This is a genomic window from Streptomyces pallidus (ex Mingjun et al. 2026) (assembly GCF_051550185.1).
In the GTDB taxonomy this organism is placed as follows: domain Bacteria; phylum Actinomycetota; class Actinomycetes; order Streptomycetales; family Streptomycetaceae; genus Streptomyces.
This window is the reverse complement of record NZ_CP196181.1, coordinates 6,211,438-6,228,035: the sequence shown is the minus strand read 5'-3', so window position 1 is coordinate 6,228,035 and position 16,598 is coordinate 6,211,438. Positions and strand designations below refer to the sequence as shown.

At 72.0% G+C, this 16,598-nt stretch carries 16 protein-coding genes; 1 reads left to right on the top strand and 15 read right to left on the bottom strand.

Going from position 1 to position 16,598, the window contains the following annotated elements:
• Nucleotides 1-43: 43 nt before the first annotated feature.
• The 6 genes from carB to pyrR form a co-directional block, all read right to left on the bottom strand.
• The gene (gene carB, locus ACSHWO_RS27660; RefSeq protein ID WP_438315903.1) at nt 44-3,352 is read right to left on the bottom strand and encodes a carbamoyl-phosphate synthase large subunit; all 3,309 of its coding nucleotides are present in this window, start codon (nt 3,350-3,352) and stop codon (nt 44-46) included.
• Nucleotides 3,345-4,520: a glutamine-hydrolyzing carbamoyl-phosphate synthase small subunit gene (gene carA / locus ACSHWO_RS27655; protein ID WP_361091500.1), complete on the bottom strand. Its 1,176-nt coding sequence runs from the start codon at nt 4,518-4,520 to the stop codon at nt 3,345-3,347. The genes carB and carA overlap by 8 nt, the downstream gene beginning before the upstream one ends.
• Nucleotides 4,517-5,098, bottom strand: coding sequence for a PH-like domain-containing protein (locus ACSHWO_RS27650; RefSeq protein WP_385805230.1), 582 nt, complete (start codon nt 5,096-5,098; stop codon nt 4,517-4,519). Before ACSHWO_RS27650 ends, carA begins: the two co-directional genes overlap by 4 nt.
• The gene (locus ACSHWO_RS27645) at nt 5,095-6,381 is read right to left on the bottom strand and encodes a dihydroorotase (RefSeq protein WP_361091506.1); all 1,287 of its coding nucleotides are present in this window, start codon (nt 6,379-6,381) and stop codon (nt 5,095-5,097) included. The genes ACSHWO_RS27650 and ACSHWO_RS27645 overlap by 4 nt, the downstream gene beginning before the upstream one ends.
• Nucleotides 6,382-6,383: 2 nt before the next feature.
• Complete coding sequence (locus tag ACSHWO_RS27640) at nt 6,384-7,427, bottom strand: aspartate carbamoyltransferase catalytic subunit (protein WP_361091509.1); 1,044 nt, start codon at nt 7,425-7,427, stop codon at nt 6,384-6,386.
• Between the two features lie 141 nt (nt 7,428-7,568).
• A complete protein-coding gene (pyrR, locus tag ACSHWO_RS27635; protein ID WP_361091512.1) occupies nt 7,569-8,165 on the bottom strand; it encodes a bifunctional pyr operon transcriptional regulator/uracil phosphoribosyltransferase PyrR in 597 nt (198 codons plus the stop codon).
• 249 nt (nt 8,166-8,414) lie between these two features.
• Here pyrR and bldD point away from each other — a divergent pair, with 249 nt between their 5' ends.
• On the top strand, nt 8,415-8,915 hold the full coding sequence (gene bldD, locus ACSHWO_RS27630) for a transcriptional regulator BldD (protein ID WP_030841550.1): 501 nt from the start codon (nt 8,415-8,417) through the stop codon (nt 8,913-8,915).
• A gap of 189 nt (nt 8,916-9,104) precedes the next feature.
• On the opposite strand, the gene nusB is transcribed toward bldD, so the two are convergent.
• From nusB to ACSHWO_RS27585, 9 genes are all read right to left on the bottom strand, one after another.
• A complete protein-coding gene (gene nusB / locus ACSHWO_RS27625) occupies nt 9,105-9,536 on the bottom strand; it encodes a transcription antitermination factor NusB (protein ID WP_361091516.1) in 432 nt (143 codons plus the stop codon).
• Nucleotides 9,537-9,538: 2 nt separating this feature from the next.
• Nucleotides 9,539-10,105, bottom strand: a complete 567-nt coding sequence (gene efp / locus ACSHWO_RS27620; RefSeq protein WP_179173288.1) for an elongation factor P — start codon at nt 10,103-10,105, stop codon at nt 9,539-9,541.
• Between the two features lie 60 nt (nt 10,106-10,165).
• The gene (locus ACSHWO_RS27615; protein WP_438315896.1) at nt 10,166-11,275 is read right to left on the bottom strand and encodes an aminopeptidase P family protein; all 1,110 of its coding nucleotides are present in this window, start codon (nt 11,273-11,275) and stop codon (nt 10,166-10,168) included.
• A gap of 79 nt (nt 11,276-11,354) precedes the next feature.
• The gene (locus ACSHWO_RS27610) at nt 11,355-12,149 is read right to left on the bottom strand and encodes an AAA family ATPase (protein ID WP_438315893.1); all 795 of its coding nucleotides are present in this window, start codon (nt 12,147-12,149) and stop codon (nt 11,355-11,357) included.
• A 77-nt stretch (nt 12,150-12,226) separates the two neighbouring features.
• Entirely contained in the window at nt 12,227-12,667 is a 441-nt protein-coding gene (gene aroQ, locus ACSHWO_RS27605) for a type II 3-dehydroquinate dehydratase (protein ID WP_361091526.1), read from the bottom strand.
• A complete protein-coding gene (aroB, locus tag ACSHWO_RS27600) occupies nt 12,664-13,755 on the bottom strand; it encodes a 3-dehydroquinate synthase (RefSeq protein ID WP_438315890.1) in 1,092 nt (363 codons plus the stop codon). Before aroB ends, aroQ begins: the two co-directional genes overlap by 4 nt.
• Nucleotides 13,752-14,270, bottom strand: a complete 519-nt coding sequence (locus ACSHWO_RS27595) for a shikimate kinase (protein WP_361091532.1) — start codon at nt 14,268-14,270, stop codon at nt 13,752-13,754. The genes aroB and ACSHWO_RS27595 overlap by 4 nt, the downstream gene beginning before the upstream one ends.
• Entirely contained in the window at nt 14,267-15,451 is a 1,185-nt protein-coding gene (aroC, locus tag ACSHWO_RS27590; RefSeq protein WP_361091535.1) for a chorismate synthase, read from the bottom strand. Before aroC ends, ACSHWO_RS27595 begins: the two co-directional genes overlap by 4 nt.
• A gap of 314 nt (nt 15,452-15,765) precedes the next feature.
• Entirely contained in the window at nt 15,766-16,596 is an 831-nt protein-coding gene (locus ACSHWO_RS27585) for a shikimate dehydrogenase (RefSeq protein WP_438315886.1), read from the bottom strand.
• Nucleotides 16,597-16,598: the final 2 nt, after the last annotated feature.

Genomic DNA, 16,598 nt, shown 5'->3' with positions numbered 1-16,598 from the left:
GCGCGTCGCGCTCGTGGTGTCCCCCTGTTGTCCGTACGGGCCGTCAGTCGCGTGCGGCGGTCAGGTGTTCGGCGTGCTCCTGGAGGGAGCGGACGCCGACCTCGCCGTGGCCGAGGGCCTCGATGCCCTGGACGGCCGCGGCGAGTGCCTGGACCGTGGTCAGGCACGGGACGCCGCGGGCCACGGCCGCGGTGCGGATCTCGTAGCCGTCGAGGCGGCCGCCGGTGCCGTACGGGGTGTTGACGATCAGGTCGACCTGGCCGTCGTGGATGAGCTGGACGACGGTCTTCTCGCCGCCGGGGCCCTCGCCCTCGCTGAGCTTGCGCACCACGGTGGCGTTGATGCCGTTGCGGCGCAGCACCTCGGCGGTGCCGGAGGTGGCGAGCAGCTCGAAGCCGTGGGCGACGAGCTCGCGGGCCGGGAAGACCATCGAGCGCTTGTCGCGGTTGGCGACGGAGATGAACGCGCGGCCCTTGGTGGGCAGCGGGCCGTAGGCGCCGGCCTGCGACTTGGCGTAGGCGGTGCCGAAGACCGAGTCGATGCCCATGACCTCGCCGGTGGAGCGCATCTCCGGGCCGAGGACGGTGTCCACGCCGCGGCCGTGGATGTCGCGGAAGCGCGACCACGGCATCACGGCCTCCTTGACGGAGATCGGCGCGTCGAGCGGCAGGGTGCCGCCGTCGCCGGTCTTCGGCAGCATGCCCTCGGCGCGCAGCTCGGCGATGGTGGCGCCGAGCGAGATGCGGGCGGCGGCCTTCGCGAGCGGGACCGCGGTGGCCTTCGAGGTGAAGGGGACGGTGCGGGAGGCGCGCGGGTTGGCTTCGAGGACGTAGAGGATGTCGCCGGCCATCGCGAACTGGATGTTGATCAGGCCGCGGACGCCGACGCCCTTGGCGATGGCCTCGGTGGAGGCGCGCAGGCGCTTGATGTCGAAGCCGCCGAGGGTGATCGGGGGCAGGGCGCAGGCCGAGTCGCCGGAGTGGATGCCGGCCTCCTCGATGTGCTCCATGACGCCGCCGAGGTAGAGCTCGGTGCCGTCGTAGAGGGCGTCGACGTCGATCTCGATCGCGTCGTCGAGGAAGCGGTCGACCAGCACCGGGCGGGTCGGGGAGATCTCGGTGGACTCGGCGATGTACGACTCCAGGCGCGCCTCGTCGTAGACGATCTCCATGCCGCGGCCGCCGAGCACGTAGGACGGGCGGACGAGGACCGGGTAGCCGATCTCGTCGGCGATGGCCTTCGCACCCGCGAAGGTGGTGGCGGTGCCGTGCTTGGGGGCGGGCAGGCCGGCCTCGGCGAGGACCCGGCCGAACGCGCCGCGGTCCTCGGCGGCGTGGATGGCCTCGGGCGAGGTGCCGACGACGGGGACGCCGTTGTCCTTGAGGGCCTGGGCGAGGCCCAGCGGGGTCTGGCCGCCGAGCTGGACGACGACGCCCGCGATCGGGCCGGCGAGGGACTCGGCGTGGACGATCTCCAGCACGTCCTCGAGCGTGAGGGGCTCGAAGTACAGGCGGTCGGAGGTGTCGTAGTCGGTGGAGACGGTCTCCGGGTTGCAGTTGACCATCACGGTCTCGTAGCCGGCGTCGCTCAGGGCGAAGGAGGCGTGGACGCAGGAGTAGTCGAACTCGATGCCCTGGCCGATGCGGTTCGGGCCGGAGCCGAGGATGATCACCGCGGGCTTCTCGCGGGGCGCGACCTCGGACTCCTCGTCGTAGGACGAGTAGAAGTACGGGGTCTTCGCGGCGAACTCGGCGGCGCAGGTGTCGACCGTCTTGTAGACCGGGCGGACGCCGAGGGCGTGGCGCAGCTCGCGGACGACGTCCTCGCGCAGGCCGCGGATCTCGGCGATCTGGGTGTCGGAGAAGCCGTGCCGCTTGGCCTCGGCGAGCAGCTCGGGGTCGAGGCGCTCGGCGGAGGCGAGCTCGTCGGCGATCTCCTTGATCAGGAAGAGCTGGTCGACGAACCACGGGTCGATCTTCGTGGCCTCGAACACCTCCTCCTGGGTGGCGCCGGCGCGGATGGCCTGCATGACGGTGTTGATGCGGCCGTCGGTCGGGCGGACCGCGGCCAGGAGCAGTTCGGCCTTGTCGCCGGGCTCGCCGGTGAAGGCGAACTGCGAGCCCTTCTTCTCCAGGGAGCGCAGGGCCTTCTGGAGGGCCTCGGTGAAGTTGCGGCCGATGGCCATGGCCTCGCCGACCGACTTCATGGTGGTGGTGAGGGTGGCGTCGGCGGCCGGGAACTTCTCGAAGGCGAAGCGGGGGGCCTTGACGACGACGTAGTCGAGGGTCGGCTCGAAGGAGGCCGGCGTCTTCTCGGTGATGTCGTTGGGGATCTCGTCGAGCGTGTAGCCGACGGCCAGCTTGGCGGCGATCTTGGCGATCGGGAAGCCGGTCGCCTTGGAGGCGAGCGCCGAGGACCGGGAGACGCGCGGGTTCATCTCGATGACGATGATGCGGCCGTCGTCCGGGTTGACCGCGAACTGGATGTTGCAGCCGCCGGTGTCGACGCCGACCTCGCGGATGATCGCGATGCCGATGTCGCGCAGGCGCTGGTACTCCCGGTCGGTGAGGGTCATCGCGGGGGCGACGGTGATCGAGTCGCCGGTGTGGACGCCCATCGGGTCGAAGTTCTCGATGGAGCAGACGACCACGACGTTGTCGGCCTTGTCGCGCATCAGCTCCAGCTCGTACTCCTTCCAGCCGAGGATGGACTCCTCCAGGAGCACCTCGGTGGTCGGGGAGAGCGTGAGGCCCTGGCCGGCGATGCGGCGCAGCTCGTCCTCGTCGTGGGCGAAGCCGGAGCCGGCGCCGCCCATGGTGAAGGAGGGGCGGACGACGACGGGGTAGCCACCGAGGGTGTCCACGCCGGCGATGACCTCGTCCATGGTGTGGCAGATGACCGAGCGGGCGGACTCGCCGTGGCCGATCTTGCGGCGGACCTCCTCGACGACCTCCTTGAAGAGGTCGCGGTCCTCGCCCTTGTTGATGGCCTCGACGTTGGCGCCGATGAGCTCGACGTTGTACTTCTCCAGCACCCCCTGCTCGTGCATGGAGATGGCGGTGTTCAGGGCCGTCTGGCCGCCGAGGGTGGGCAGGAGGGCGTCGGGGCGCTCCTTGGCGATGATCTTCTCGACGAACTCGGGGGTGATCGGCTCGACGTAGGTGGCGTCGGCGATCTCCGGGTCGGTCATGATCGTCGCGGGGTTGGAGTTGACCAGGATGACCCGCAGGCCCTCGGCCTTGAGGATGCGGCAGGCCTGGGTTCCGGAGTAGTCGAACTCGGCGGCCTGGCCGATGACGATCGGGCCGGAGCCGATGACCAGGACGGACTGGATATCGGTGCGCTTAGGCACGCTCGGCCTCCATCAGGGATACGAAGCGGTCGAAGAGGTACGCGGCGTCGTGCGGGCCAGCGGCCGCCTCGGGGTGGTACTGGACGCTGAAGGCCGGCTGGTCGAGCAGCTGGAGGCCCTCCACCACGTTGTCGTTGAGGCAGACGTGGGAGACCTCGGCGCGGCCGTAGGGGGTCTCGGAGACCTTGTCGAGGGGCGCGTCGACGGCGAAGCCGTGGTTGTGCGCGGTGACCTCGACCTTGCCGGTGGTGCGGTCCTGGACCGGCTGGTTGATGCCGCGGTGGCCGTACTTCAGCTTGTAGGTGCCGAAGCCGAGGGAGCGGCCGAGGATCTGGTTGCCGAAGCAGATGCCGAAGAGCGGCGTCCTGCGCTCCAGGACGCCCTGCATGACGGAGACGGCGTGGTCGGCGGTGGCCGGGTCGCCGGGGCCGTTGGAGAAGAACACGCCGTCCGGGGAGACCGCGTAGACGTCCTCGACGGTGGCGGTGGCGGGCAGCACGTGGACCTCGATGCCGCGCTCGGCCATCCGGTGCGGGGTCATGCCCTTGATGCCGAGGTCAATGGCGGCGACGGTGAACTTCGCTGCACCGATCGGGACGGCTCCGCCGTCGGGGCCGATCGCGGGGACGACGTACGGCTCCTTGGTGGCGACCTCGGCGGAGAGGTCGGCGCCCTTCATCTGGGGGGACTCCTGGACGCGGGCCAGCAGGACCTCGTCGCGGACGCCCTCGAAGGCCTCGCCGGAGAAGATGCCGACGCGCATGGCGCCGCGCTCGCGCAGGTGGCGGGTGAGGGCGCGGGTGTCGATGCCGCTGATGCCGACGACGCCCTGGGCGGCGAGCTCCTCGTCCAGGGAGCGCTGGGCGCGCCAGTTGGAGGGGATGCGGGCGGGGTCGCGGACGACGTAGCCGGAGACCCAGATGCGCGCGGACTCGGGGTCCTCGTCGTTGACGCCGGTGTTGCCGACGTGCGGGGCGGTCATCACGACGACCTGCCGGTGGTACGACGGGTCGGTGAGGGTCTCCTGGTAGCCGGTCATCCCGGTGGAGAACACGGCCTCGCCGAAGGTCTCCCCCACTGCGCCGTAGGCGCGGCCGCGGAAGGTGCGGCCGTCCTCAAGGACGAGTACGGCGGGAGCTTTGGCTGCTCCCCTGGTGGAGGTCGTCATCGTTCGGCGCCTTCCGTCGTGGTGGATGTGTTCATGGAATTGATGGCTTCGACCCAGGCGGCGTGTTCGGCCGCCCGGTCGGAGCGGAAGCCGGAGTCGATCAGCGTGTCGCCGTGCGCCCAGGTGACGACGAGCAGACCGCCCTCGGTGAGTACCTTGCCCGCGATCCCCTTGTCGAGGCGGGCGCCGCGCAGCTGCGCGGCCGGTACGAAGAAGTCGGTGGCACCCGGACGGACCACTTCGAGGCCCTCGTCCGTGAGCGTGAGTTCGACGCGGCTGCGCACGCCCAGACCGTGGGCGACGATCCGGTCGAGCCACTGCCCGGCGGTGGTGGACCCGTGGTACCGGCCGGTGAGGGCCAGCCGGTGCTCGGGGAGTCCGCCGGGGGCGGCGGGCAGGTCCGGCAGGCCGTTCTGCAGGGCGCCGCGCCATTTCCAGCCCTGCCGCATCAGCCAGTACACGAAGGCGATGAAGACGAGCAGACCGATCACCCACGCGATGCGGGCGCCCCAGTCCGTCACCTCCGCCGACTTCCGTTCGGCGGCCTCTGCGGCCAGTCGGATTGCTCCAGGTGTCACGCCAGTTTCCCGTCCACGACCGTTGTACGGCCCCGCAGGAAGGTGTGAGTCACGCGCCCCGGAAGCTCGCGGCCCTCGTAGGGCGTGTTGCGGCTGCGGGAGGCGAAGTGTGCGGGGTCCACGACACCACGGTACGAGGTGTCGACGAGCACCAGGTTCGCGGGTTCACCTGCCGAGACGGGGCGTCCGTGGTGCGGGAGGCCGCCGATGCGGGCGGGGGCGAAGGACATGCGCTCGGCGACGCCGGCCCAGTCGAGGAGGCCGGTCTCGACCATCGTCTGCTGGACGACGGAGAGGGCGGTCTCCAGGCCGACCATGCCCATGGCGGCCGCGGCCCACTCGCAGTCCTTGTCCTCGTGCGGGTGCGGGGCGTGGTCGGTGGCGACGATGTCGATCGTGCCGTCGGCGAGGGCCTCGCGCAGGGCCAGCACGTCGCGCTCGGTGCGCAGCGGCGGGTTGACCTTGTAGACGGGGTTGTAGGAGCGGACCAGCTCGTCGGTGAGGAGGAGGTGGTGCGGGGTGACCTCGGCGGTGACGTCGATGCCGCGGGACTTGGCCCAGCGGACGATCTCGACGCTGCCGGCGGTGGAGAGGTGGCAGATGTGGACGCGGGAGCCGACGTGCTCGGCGAGGAGGACGTCGCGGGCGATGATCGACTCCTCGGCGACGGCCGGCCAGCCGCCGAGACCCAGCTCGGCGGAGACGACGCCCTCGTTCATCTGGGCGCCCTCGGTGAGGCGGGGCTCCTGGGCGTGCTGGGCGATGACGCCGCCGAAGGCCTTCACGTACTCCAGGGCGCGGCGCATGATCACGGCGTCGTCGACGCACTTGCCGTCGTCGGAGAAGACGGTGACGCGGGCGGCGGACTCGTGCATGGCGCCGAGCTCGGAGAGCTTCTTGCCCTCCAGGCCGACGGTGACGGCGCCGATGGGCTGCACGTCGCAGTAGCCGGCCTCCTGGCCGAGGCGGTAGACCTGCTCGACGACGCCGGCGGTGTCGGCGACGGGGAAGGTGTTCGCCATGGCGAAGACGGCCGTGTAGCCGCCGGACGCCGCGGCGCGGGTGCCGGTCAGGACGGTCTCGGAGTCCTCGCGGCCGGGCTCGCGCAGGTGGGTGTGGAGGTCGACGAGGCCCGGGAGGAGGACCTGGCCGGCGGCCTCGATGACGGTGGCGCCGTCGGCGGGGAGGTCCTGGCCGACCTCGGCGATGGTCTCGCCGTCGATCAGGACGTCCTGCGCCTCGCCGCCGAGGATCTTCGCACCGCGGATAAGGATCTTGGTCATGGTTACTTGGTCTCCTCGGCGTGAGAGGGGCGGCGTGCAGCGCCTCCGTCAAGGGCGGCGGTGGGCGACGGGCGGGAGGGGGCGGTGCTGGTGGTGACGGCGGGCTCGGAGCCGCCGAGCAGCAGGTACAGGACGGCCATGCGGATGGACACGCCGTTGGCGACCTGCTCGACGACCGTGCAGCGGTCGGAGTCGGCGACCTCGGCGGTGATCTCCATGCCGCGGACCATCGGCCCGGGGTGCATGACGACGGCGTGCTCGGGCATCTTCGCCATCCGGGCGCCGTCCAGCCCGTAGCGGCGGGAGTACTCGCGCTCGGTGGGGAAGAACGCGGCGTTCATCCGTTCGCGCTGCACGCGCAGCATCATGACGGCGTCGGACTTGGGCAGCACCTCGTCGAGGCTGTAGGAGACCTCGCAGGGCCAGGTGCCGACGCCGACGGGCAGCAGGGTGGGCGGGGCCACGAGGGTGACCTCGGCGCCGAGGGTGTGCAGCAGGTCGACGTTGGAGCGGGCGACGCGGCTGTGCAGGACGTCGCCGACGATGGTGATCCGGCGGCCGTCGAGGCCCTTGCCGAGGCCGGCGTCGCGGCCGACGAGACGGCGGCGCATGGTGAAGGCGTCCAGCAGGGCCTGGGTGGGGTGCTGGTGGGTTCCGTCGCCGGCGTTGATGACGGGCGCGTCGATCCAGCCGGAGGTCGCGAGCCGGTAGGGGGCGCCGGAGGCGTGGTGGCGGATGACGACGGCGTCGACGCCCATCGCCTCCAGGGTCTGGGCGGTGTCCTTGAGGGATTCGCCCTTGGACACCGAGGAGCCCTTGGCCGCGAAGTTGATCACGTCGGCGGAGAGCCGCTTCTCGGCGGCCTCGAAGGAGATCCGGGTGCGGGTGGAGTCCTCGAAGAACAGGTTGCAGATCGTGCGGCCGCGGAGGGTCGGCAGCTTCTTTATCGGCCGGTCGGCGACCCGGGCCATTTCCTCGGCGGTGTCGAGGATCAGGACGGCGTCGTCGCGCGTCAGGTCGGCGGCCGAGATGAGGTGGCGCTTCATCTGGGTGCTCCGTAAGTCGGGAGAGGGCAGAGCGGCGGGGCTGGCTCGCCGGCGTGCGGGCAGGGCAGGCCGGCGCGCGGGCCCCGGGAACGGGGCCCATCACTCGTACGGGCGTACGGGGGTCCGTGGGTACGGCTACGGCTACTGAGCGGCCGCGGGGGCGGTCTGCTGGCCGAGCAGTACGGCGTCACGGCCGTCCTCCTCATCGAGCTGGACCTTGACGGTCTCCCGCAGCGACGTGGGGAGGTTCTTGCCGACGTAGTCCGCGCGGATCGGCAGCTCGCGGTGGCCGCGGTCGACGAGGACCGCGAGCTGCACGGCGCGGGGACGGCCGAGGTCGCCGAGGGCGTCGAGGGCGGCCCGGATGGTGCGGCCGGAGAAGAGGACGTCGTCGACGAGGACGACGAGGCGGCCGTCGATGTCGTCACCGGGGATCTCGGTGCGGCCGATGGCTCGGGCCGGCTTCATCCGCAGGTCGTCGCGGTACATGGTGATGTCGAGGGACCCGACCGGGATCTTCGATCCCGTGATCTCTTCGAGCTTGGCGGCCAGCCGGCGGGCGAGGAACACGCCGCGGGTGGGAATGCCGAGGAGCACCACGTCGTCGGCGCCCTTGGCGCGTTCGACGATCTCGTGGGCGATGCGGGTCAAGACCCGCGCGATGTCCTGTGCCTCGAGCACGGGGCGCATCGCGTCGGTGCCGACGGCACCGTCGTTCTGGGCAGCCTGAGCGTCCATGGAAAGGACCTCCTTCTCCGCCTCACGGGACGGACCTTAAAGGACGTCTGTACAACGCCGTCCACGTTACCAGGGGGATCGGTGTGCAACCGAACCGGGGCGGTGCGCGGCCGCTCGTACGTGGGCGGGCGACGCCATTCGGCTTGACGCATCCAAGTCACGCTGCGTAACCTCACAGTGAGTTACCAGCCGCGCGGCGGAGCCGCATGGTCTCCATGTAGTCACAGCGTCACAGCGTCCGGGAGCGTTATGTCCAGCGAATACGCCAAACAGCTCGGGGCCAAGCTCCGCGCCATCCGCACCCAGCAGGGCCTCTCCCTCCACGGTGTCGAGGAGAAGTCGCAGGGCCGTTGGAAGGCCGTGGTGGTCGGTTCGTACGAGCGCGGGGACCGCGCCGTGACCGTCCAGCGTCTTGCCGAGCTGGCGGACTTCTACGGGGTGCCGGTGCAGGAGCTGCTGCCGGGCACCACCCCCGGCGGTGCGGCCGAGCCGCCGCCGAAGCTGCGTCTCGACCTGGAGCGCCTGGCGGGCGTCCCCGCCGAGAAGGCCGGCCCGCTCCAGCGTTACGCGGCGACCATCCAGAGCCAGCGCGGCGACTACAACGGCAAGGTGCTGTCGATCCGCCAGGACGACCTGCGCACCCTTGCGGTCATCTACGACCAGTCGCCCTCGGTCCTGACGGAGCAGCTGATCAGCTGGGGCGTCCTGGATGCGGACGCGCGTCGCGCCGTGGCGCACGAGGACGCCTGATCCCGGTCCCCGGGACCAGCAGAAACGTTACCGGTGTGGGCCGGGAGCCTGAAGGGGCTCCCGGCCCACACCGGTTTCCGCCTCCGTGGCACCGTACGCCTCCGACGGGCGCGGGAGCGGACAGACGAAAGGACCCGCTGCGCTGCTGCGCTGCGGGCCCCTGCGTCGTGCCGGCGGCCGCCGAGGGCGCTACTCGCCCCGGCGCAGGCTCGGCTTCAGGTCCTTGAAGCGGGCCAGGAGGCCGTTGACGAACGCGGGCGACTCGTCCGTGGAGAACTCCTTGGCCAGCTGCACGGCCTCGTCGATGGCCACGGCGTCCGGGGTGTCGTCCACCCAGATCAGCTCGTACGCACCGAGCCGCAGGATGTTCCGGTCGGCGACCGGCATGCGGTCGAGCTCCCAGTCCACGGCGTAGGTGACGATCAGGTCGTCGATGCGGTTCACCTTGTCGGCGTAGCCCTCGACGAGATCCATCGTGAAGGCGTTGACCGGCGGCTGCCGGTCGTCCGACCGCGCGTGGCGGACCCAGTCCGCGAGGACCTCGCGCACGGGCACCCCGCGCTGGTCGGCCTCGAAGAGGATCTGGAAGGCGCGCTTGCGCGCGTTGCTGCGGGCAGCCACGGTTAGCTGCTCACCCGGCCGAGGTAGTCGCTGGTGCGGGTGTCGACCTTGACCTTCTCGCCGGTGGTGACGAAGAGGGGGACCTGGATCTCGTGGCCGGTCTCCAGGGTCGCCGGCTTGGTGCCGCCGGTGGAGCGGTCGCCCTGGACGCCCGGGTCGGTGTGCTGGATGGTCAGCTCGACCGCGGCCGGGAGCTCGACGTAGAGCACCGATCCCTCGTGCTGCGCCACGGAGGCGGTGAAGCCCTCGATGAGGAAGTTGGCGGCGTCGCCGACGGCCTTGCGGTCGACGTGCAGCTGGTCGTAGGTCTGCATGTCCATGAAGACGAAGTAGTCGCCGTCCATGTACGAGAACTGCATGTCGCGGCGGTCGATGGTGGCCGTCTCGACCTTCACGCCCGCGTTGAAGGTCTTGTCGACGACCTTGCCGGAGAGCACGTTCTTGAGCTTGGTGCGCACGAAGGCCGGGCCCTTGCCGGGCTTGACGTGCTGGAACTCGACGACGGACCAGAGCTGGTCACCGTCGAGCTTGAGCACCATGCCGTTCTTGAGGTCGTTCGTGGAAGCCACGGTTGCGGAATCTCCTGCACTGGAAGGCCAGGGGTGCGCGCCTCAGTCCGGCACGCCGGACTACAGTGCGAGCAGCTCCTTGGTCGTAATGGTGAGTAGCTCGGGACCGCCGTCCGCCTCGGGGCGTACGACGAGCGTGTCATCGATCCGGACTCCGCCCCGGCCCGGGAGGTGGACCCCCGGTTCGACGGTGACCGGCACGCAAGCGTCCAGTTTACCCATTGCCGTAGGTGCAAGCTGCGGGTCCTCGTCGATTTCCAGGCCGACTCCGTGCCCGGTCGAGGGCGCGAGGGCCTCGGCGTGGCCTGCGGAGTCGAGGACGGAGCGGGCCGCACGGTCCACGTCCCGGTAGGCGGCTCCGGGCAGCAGTGCCTCCCGTCCGGCCCGCTGGGCGGCGAAGACGACGTCGTACAGCTCGATCTGCCAGTCGGCCGGGCTGGTTCCGATCACGAAGGTCCGGCCGATCTCGCAGCGGTAGCCGCGGTAGTTCGCCCCGAGGCACACGGAGAGGAAGTCGCCCTCCTCGACGCGCCGGTCGGAGGGCCGGTGCCTGGAACGCCCGGAGTGGGGCCCGGTGCCGACGGAGGTCGGGAAGGCCGGGCCGTCGGCCCCGTGGTCGACGAGCCGGCGCTCCAGTTCCAGGGCGAGGTGGCGTTCGGTGCGGCCGACGAGGATCGACTCCAGCAGTTCGCCCAGGGCCTGGTCGGCGATCTCGGCGGCGATCCGCAGGCAGGCGATCTCCTCCTCGTCCTTGACCAGGCGCTGCTGTTCCACGGCGGTGCCGAGGTCGGTGAGCCGCAGCTTGGGCGCGACGGATCCCAGGGCGCGGTGCCGGGCGACGGTGAGGTGGTGCTCCTCGACCGCGAGGGACTCGGCGTCAGCCGATCCGGCCAGGTCGGCGGCGGCGACCGCGGCGTCGGCGCCCGGGGTGGGCAGGGCGCTGACCGCGAGCCGTTCGTCGAGGCGTCCCTCGTCGAGCTCCCCGGTGGGCGGCCCGACGGTGAACAGGGTGTCCTCGGCTCCCGGTCCGACGAGCAGGACGGCGCCGCGCGGGGATCCCCCGGCGAGGTAGCGGACGTTCGCCGGACGCGTGATCAGTGCGGCGGCGTTCCCGGCGGCGGCACAGCGGTCGCGAAGCAGGCCACGGCGGGCCGCGTACACGTCTGACATGTCTTCGAGACTACGAGCGACCGGCGCATCCGGCCCGGTGGGCACCTCCGTCCGGGGCCGGCCCCGGAGGGGCGGCGGGTCAGAAGGCCGAGGCGGTGATCGCGCGGGCCAGGGCCTCGTCCAGGGCCCGGGCGGTGCCCTCCACGTCCAGGTCGGAGTTGTCGATGATCGGCAGGCCGGAGCCGTACCAGCCGGCCATCCGGCCGTGGATCCGGGCGACCTCCTCGTCGGAGAGGCGGCGGTTGCCGGAGCGCTGGGCGTTGCGCTCCAGGACGATCTCCAGGCCGGGCAGCAGCACCACCGGCAGCAGGGTCGGGCCGACGTGGCGCTTCCAGCCGCCGAGGCCCACGACGGGGCGGTCGGGGAAGACGGCGTCGTCGAGGATGCAGGAGATCCCGTTGGCCAGGAAGTTGCGGGCGGCGAAGCCGCAGGTGCGGCGGGCCAGCCGGTACTGGGCCTCGGACTGGTCGTTCCAGCCGGCCTGGGGGTCGGCGAAGCCCGAGCAGACCCACTCGCGGACGTCGTCGAGGCTGATGTGCGCGGTGGGTACGGGCCGCGAGCCCGCCCAGTGCCGGGCGACCGTGGTCTTGCCGGCGCCGGCCGGCCCGATGAGCAGGACGGCCAGCACGGCCGTGCCCGTGCCGCCGCCCGCCCCCGGCCCGGCGGCAGCGGGGCCGGGAACGGCCGCGACGGGCGGCAGCGGGATGTGGCCGGTGGCGTCCTGCCCGGGCGGCGGCAGGTGCGGCGGCACCTGCGGGTGCGGGGCCGGGGGCCAGCCCTGCGCGGGCGGTATCGGCGGCTGCGGGGGCACCGCCGGCTGGTGTCCCGGCGGCCCCCAGCCACCGCTGCCGGCCGCCCCCACTCCCTGGTGCATCCGCTGCCACTCCGTCTCGTTCCACCGACTGATGCGAGAACGTTATATGACTGCGGCGGTGCCGCCCACCAGCACCGTCAGCGGTCGACCTCGTCCGCGAGGGCCCGCAGCGCCAGCCGGTACGAGCCGATCCCGAAGCCCGCCACCGTGCCCGTCGCCACCGAGGCGATGACGGACGTGTGCCGGAACTCCTCCCGGGCGTACGGGTTCGAGATGTGCACCTCGATCAGCGGGGCGGTGCGCTGGGCGGCCGCGTCCCGCATGCCGTACGAGTAGTGCGTGAACGCACCGGGGTTGATGACCACCGGGACCTTCCCGTCGGCCGCCTCGTGGAGCCAACGGATCATCTCGCCCTCGTCGTTGGTCTCGCGGACCTCGACGTCGAAGCCGAGCTCCGCGCCCAGCTCCCGGCAGGTCTCGACGAGCCCGGCGTACGAGGTGGCCCCGTACACGTCGGGCTCGCGGGAGCCGAGCCGGCCGAGGTTGGGGCCGTTCAGCACCAGGACCCGGCGGCTCATGCCGAGACCTCGCCGTAGGCGGCGATCAGGTGCGCCGGGTCGGGGCCCTCCAGCACGGTCGGCTTGGCCAGGCCGTCGAGGACGATGAAGCGCAGCAGGTTGCCGCGGGACTTCTTGTCGACCTGCATGGTCTGGAGCAGCTTGGGCCACTGGTCGCCGCGGTAGGTGAGCGGCAGGCCGACGGAGGCCAGGATCTGCTTGTGCCGTTCGGCGGTGGCGTCGTCCAGGCGGCCCGCGAGTCGGCCCAGTTCGGCGGCGAAGACCATGCCGACCGAGACGGCCGCGCCGTGCCGCCACTTGTAGCGCTCGTTCTTCTCGATGGCGTGCGCGAGGGTGTGGCCGTAGTTGAGGATCTCCCGCAGGCCCGACTCCTTCAGATCGCTGGAGACGACGTCCGCCTTGACCTGGATCGAGCGGACGACGAGCTCCGCGGTGTGCGGACCGTCCGGGGTGCGGGCGGCGGCCGGGTCCTCCTCGATCAGGTCGAGGATGGCGGGGTCGGCGATGAAGCCGGCCTTGATGATCTCGGCGAGGCCGCTGACGTAGTCGTTGACCGGCAGCGATTCGAGCGCCGCGAGGTCGCACAGCACGCCGGCGGGCGGGTGGAAGGAGCCCACCAGGTTCTTGCCCTCGGCCGTGTTGATGCCGGTCTTGCCGCCGACGGCCGCGTCGACCATCGCGAGGACGGTGGTCGGTACGGCGATCCAGCGCACGCCGCGCAGCCAGGTGGCCGCGACGAAGCCGGCCAGGTCGGTGGTGGCCCCGCCGCCGACGCCGACGATCACGTCGGTGCGGGTGAAGCCGGACTGGCCGAGCGCCTTCCAGCAGTACGCGGCCACCTCGGCCGTCTTGGCCTCCTCGGCGTTCGGCACCTGGATGGCGATCGCCTCGTAGCCCTGGTCGGCGAGGTCGTCGCGCAGGGCCTCGCCGGTCGAGGCCAGCGCCTCGGGGTGGATCACGGCGACCCGCTGGGCCTTGGTGCCGATCAGCGCGCCGAGCTCGCCGAGCAGCTGCCGGCCGACCAGCACGTCGTACGGGTCGTGGCCGGCGCTTCCGCCGACGTGGATCCGCGTCACCTGGTCTGTCATACGTCCTTCAACTCCAGAGCGTCGAGGACCGCCTGGGCGACCTCTTCGGGGGTGCGGTCGTCGGTGGGCACCTCGACGCGCGCGACTTCGGTGTACAGGGGGCGGCGGGCCTCCATCAGCTCGCGCCACTGGCGGCGCGGGTTGACGGCGAGCAGCGGGCGGGCGGCGCCCAGGCCCACGCGCCGGACGGCCTCCTCGACGTCCATCGAGAGGTAGGCGACCGGCAGGTCGGACAGCAGCCGGCGGGTGTCCTCGTCGAGGACGGCTCCACCGCCGAGGGCGAGGACTCCGGTGTGCTCGGCGACGGCCGCGGCGACCGCCTGCCGTTCCAGCTCACGGAAGTACGGCTCGCCCTCGTCGACGAAGATGTCCGAGACGGGACGGCCCTGGGCCGCCACGATGTCGGCGTCCGTGTCCCGGTAGGGGACGCCGAGCCGGCGGGCCAGCAACTGCCCCACCGTGGACTTGCCGGATCCCATGGGGCCGACGAGGACGACCAGGGGTCCGCCGGTCACCGGATCTGGAGGTTGTCGAGGTACGACTGCACGTTGCGGCGGGTCTCGGCCACCGAGTCGCCGCCGAACTTCTCCACCACGGCGTCCGCGAGGACCAGCGCGACCATGGCCTCGGCGACGATGCCGGCCGCGGGGACGGCGCAGACGTCGGAGCGCTGGTGGTGCGCGGCCGCCGCCTCGCCGGTGGCGACGTCGATCGTGGCCAGGGCGCGCGGGACGGTCGCGATGGGCTTCATCGCGGCGCGGACGCGCAGCAGCTCGCCGGTGGTCAGGCCGCCCTCGGTGCCACCGGAGCGGCCGGAGGTGCGCTTGATGCCGTCAGGGGTGGCGACGATCTCGTCGTGGGCCTGGGAGCCGGGGACGCGGGCGAGTTCGAAGCCGTCGCCGACCTCGACGCCCTTGATCGCCTGGATGCCCATCAGCGCCGCCGCGAGGCGGGCGTCGAGGCGGCGGTCCCAGTGGACGTGCGAGCCGAGGCCGACCGGGACGCCGTAGGCGAGGACCTCGACGACGCCGCCGAGGGTGTCGCCGTCCTTGTGGGCCTGGTCGATCTCCGCGACCATCGCCTTCGACGCGTCCGCGTCCAGGCACCGCACCGGGTCGGCGTCCAGCTTCTCGACGTCCGCCGGGGTCGGGTAGACGCCGTACGGGGCCTTCGCCGCGGCCAGTTCGACGACGTGCGAGACGATCTCGATGCCGGCGGCCTCCTTCAGGAAGGAGCGCGCCACCGCGCCGAGGGCGACGCGGGCGGCGGTCTCACGGGCGCTGGCGCGCTCCAGGATCGGCCGTGCCTCGTCGAAGCCGTACTTCTGCATGCCGGCCAGGTCGGCGTGGCCCGGGCGCGGCCGGGTCAGCGGCGCGTTGCGGCCGGTCTCCTTCAGCTCCGAGGGGTCGACGGGGTCGGCCGACATGACCTTCTCCCACTTCGGCCACTCGGTGTTCCCGACCATCACGGCGACGGGCGAGCCCAGGGACAGCCCGTGCCGGACACCGCCCAGGAACGTCACCTCGTCCTGCTCGAACTTCATCCGCGCACCACGCCCGTACCCGAGCCGGCGCCGCGCGAGGTGGTCGGCAACCAGCTCCGTGGTCACCGGAACGCCGGCGGGAAGCCCCTCCAGCGTCGCCACCAGCGCCGGACCGTGCGACTCCCCAGCGGTCAGCCAACGCAACCTGCTCAACGATGCTCCTCATGCTCGCGCCTGGTACAGCGGCGGCGCGGTCCTGGGGGCACCTCCCAGCGGTAGCTGGGGGCGCGCGGCCCGGACCCGCCATACCCGATCCTCCCACGTCCGGGCCGGTGCGCCGGTCCCGGTCCAGCTGGCGGGACGGTGGTGCACCCGTCCCACCCTGGCCGGTGCCGCCGCGCCCGGACAAGATCGGCCGCCGCAGTGCATCAGGTGTGCCCGCGGCGTCGGATCACGGAGGCCGGCCCGGCGGGGTGCCGGACCGGTGTGGTGCGGGTCAGGGGGGCGGGATCAATGGCGTGCGGGATTCAGTGGTGCCGGTCGCGCAGGGCGGCCTCGCCCGCGGCGCGCATCGCGGCCAGCGGCCCGGCGGGGCAGCCGGTCATCTGCTCGACCTGCAGGACCGCCTGGTGGACCAGGAGGTCCAGGCCGCCGAGGAGTCGCCCACCACGCTCGGACCAGGCGGCCGCGAGGGCGGTCGGCCAGGGCTCGTAGAGCACGTCGAAGAGGGTGCCGGGGGCGTCCGGGACAGCGCTGACCAGCTTGTCCGTGGCGCCGGCCGGGGTGGTGGCGATCACCAGGGGGGCGGCGAGGGCCTCGGCGGCGTGCGACCACTCCTCGGTGCGGACGGGGACGCCGAGCCGCTCGCCCCACTGGAGCATCTCGTCGGCGCGCAGCCGGGAGCGGACGTAGGCGGTGACCTCGCCGGTGCAGATCCGGGCGAGGGCGGCCAGGGCGGAGGAGGCGGTGGCGCCGGCGCCGAGGATGGCGGCGCTCTCCACCTTGTCGACGCCGCGCTCGTGGAGGGCGGCGACGATCCCGGGGATGTCGGTGTTGTCGCCGAGGCGGCGGCCGTCCTCGGTGAGGACGACCGTGTTGACCGCCTCGACGGCGGCGGCGGTGTCGCTGATGCCGTCGAGGAGCGGGATGATCGCCCGCTTGAGCGGCATGGTCAGGGACAGCCCGGCCCATTCGGGGCCGAGGCCGGAGACGAACTCGGGGAGCGCGGCCTCGTCGACCTCGAAGCGGTCGTAGGACCAGTCGGCGAGGCCGAGCTCCTGGTACGCGGCGCGGTGCAACACCGGTGAGAGTGAGTGCTCGATCGGTGAACCCAGCACCGCGGCCCGTATGCGTGACATCT

What these genes read in the sequence shown, in the direction of transcription:
- carA (WP_361091500.1), bottom strand. Translation starts at nt 4,520, where the DNA reads ATGACGACCTCCACCAGGGGAGCAGCCAAAGCTCCCGCCGTACTCGTC.
- ACSHWO_RS27645 (WP_361091506.1), bottom strand. Translation starts at nt 6,381, where the DNA reads ATGACCAAGATCCTTATCCGCGGTGCGAAGATCCTCGGCGGCGAGGCG.
- ACSHWO_RS27640 (WP_361091509.1), bottom strand. Translation starts at nt 7,427, where the DNA reads ATGAAGCGCCACCTCATCTCGGCCGCCGACCTGACGCGCGACGACGCC.
- pyrR (WP_361091512.1), bottom strand. Translation starts at nt 8,165, where the DNA reads ATGGACGCTCAGGCTGCCCAGAACGACGGTGCCGTCGGCACCGACGCG.
- bldD (WP_030841550.1), top strand. Translation starts at nt 8,415, where the DNA reads ATGTCCAGCGAATACGCCAAACAGCTCGGGGCCAAGCTCCGCGCCATC.
- ACSHWO_RS27615 (WP_438315896.1), bottom strand. Translation starts at nt 11,275, where the DNA reads ATGTCAGACGTGTACGCGGCCCGCCGTGGCCTGCTTCGCGACCGCTGT.
- ACSHWO_RS27610 (WP_438315893.1), bottom strand. Translation starts at nt 12,149, where the DNA reads ATGCACCAGGGAGTGGGGGCGGCCGGCAGCGGTGGCTGGGGGCCGCCG.
- aroQ (WP_361091526.1), bottom strand. Translation starts at nt 12,667, where the DNA reads ATGAGCCGCCGGGTCCTGGTGCTGAACGGCCCCAACCTCGGCCGGCTC.
- aroB (WP_438315890.1), bottom strand. Translation starts at nt 13,755, where the DNA reads ATGACAGACCAGGTGACGCGGATCCACGTCGGCGGAAGCGCCGGCCAC.
- ACSHWO_RS27585 (WP_438315886.1), bottom strand. Translation starts at nt 16,596, where the DNA reads ATGTCACGCATACGGGCCGCGGTGCTGGGTTCACCGATCGAGCACTCA.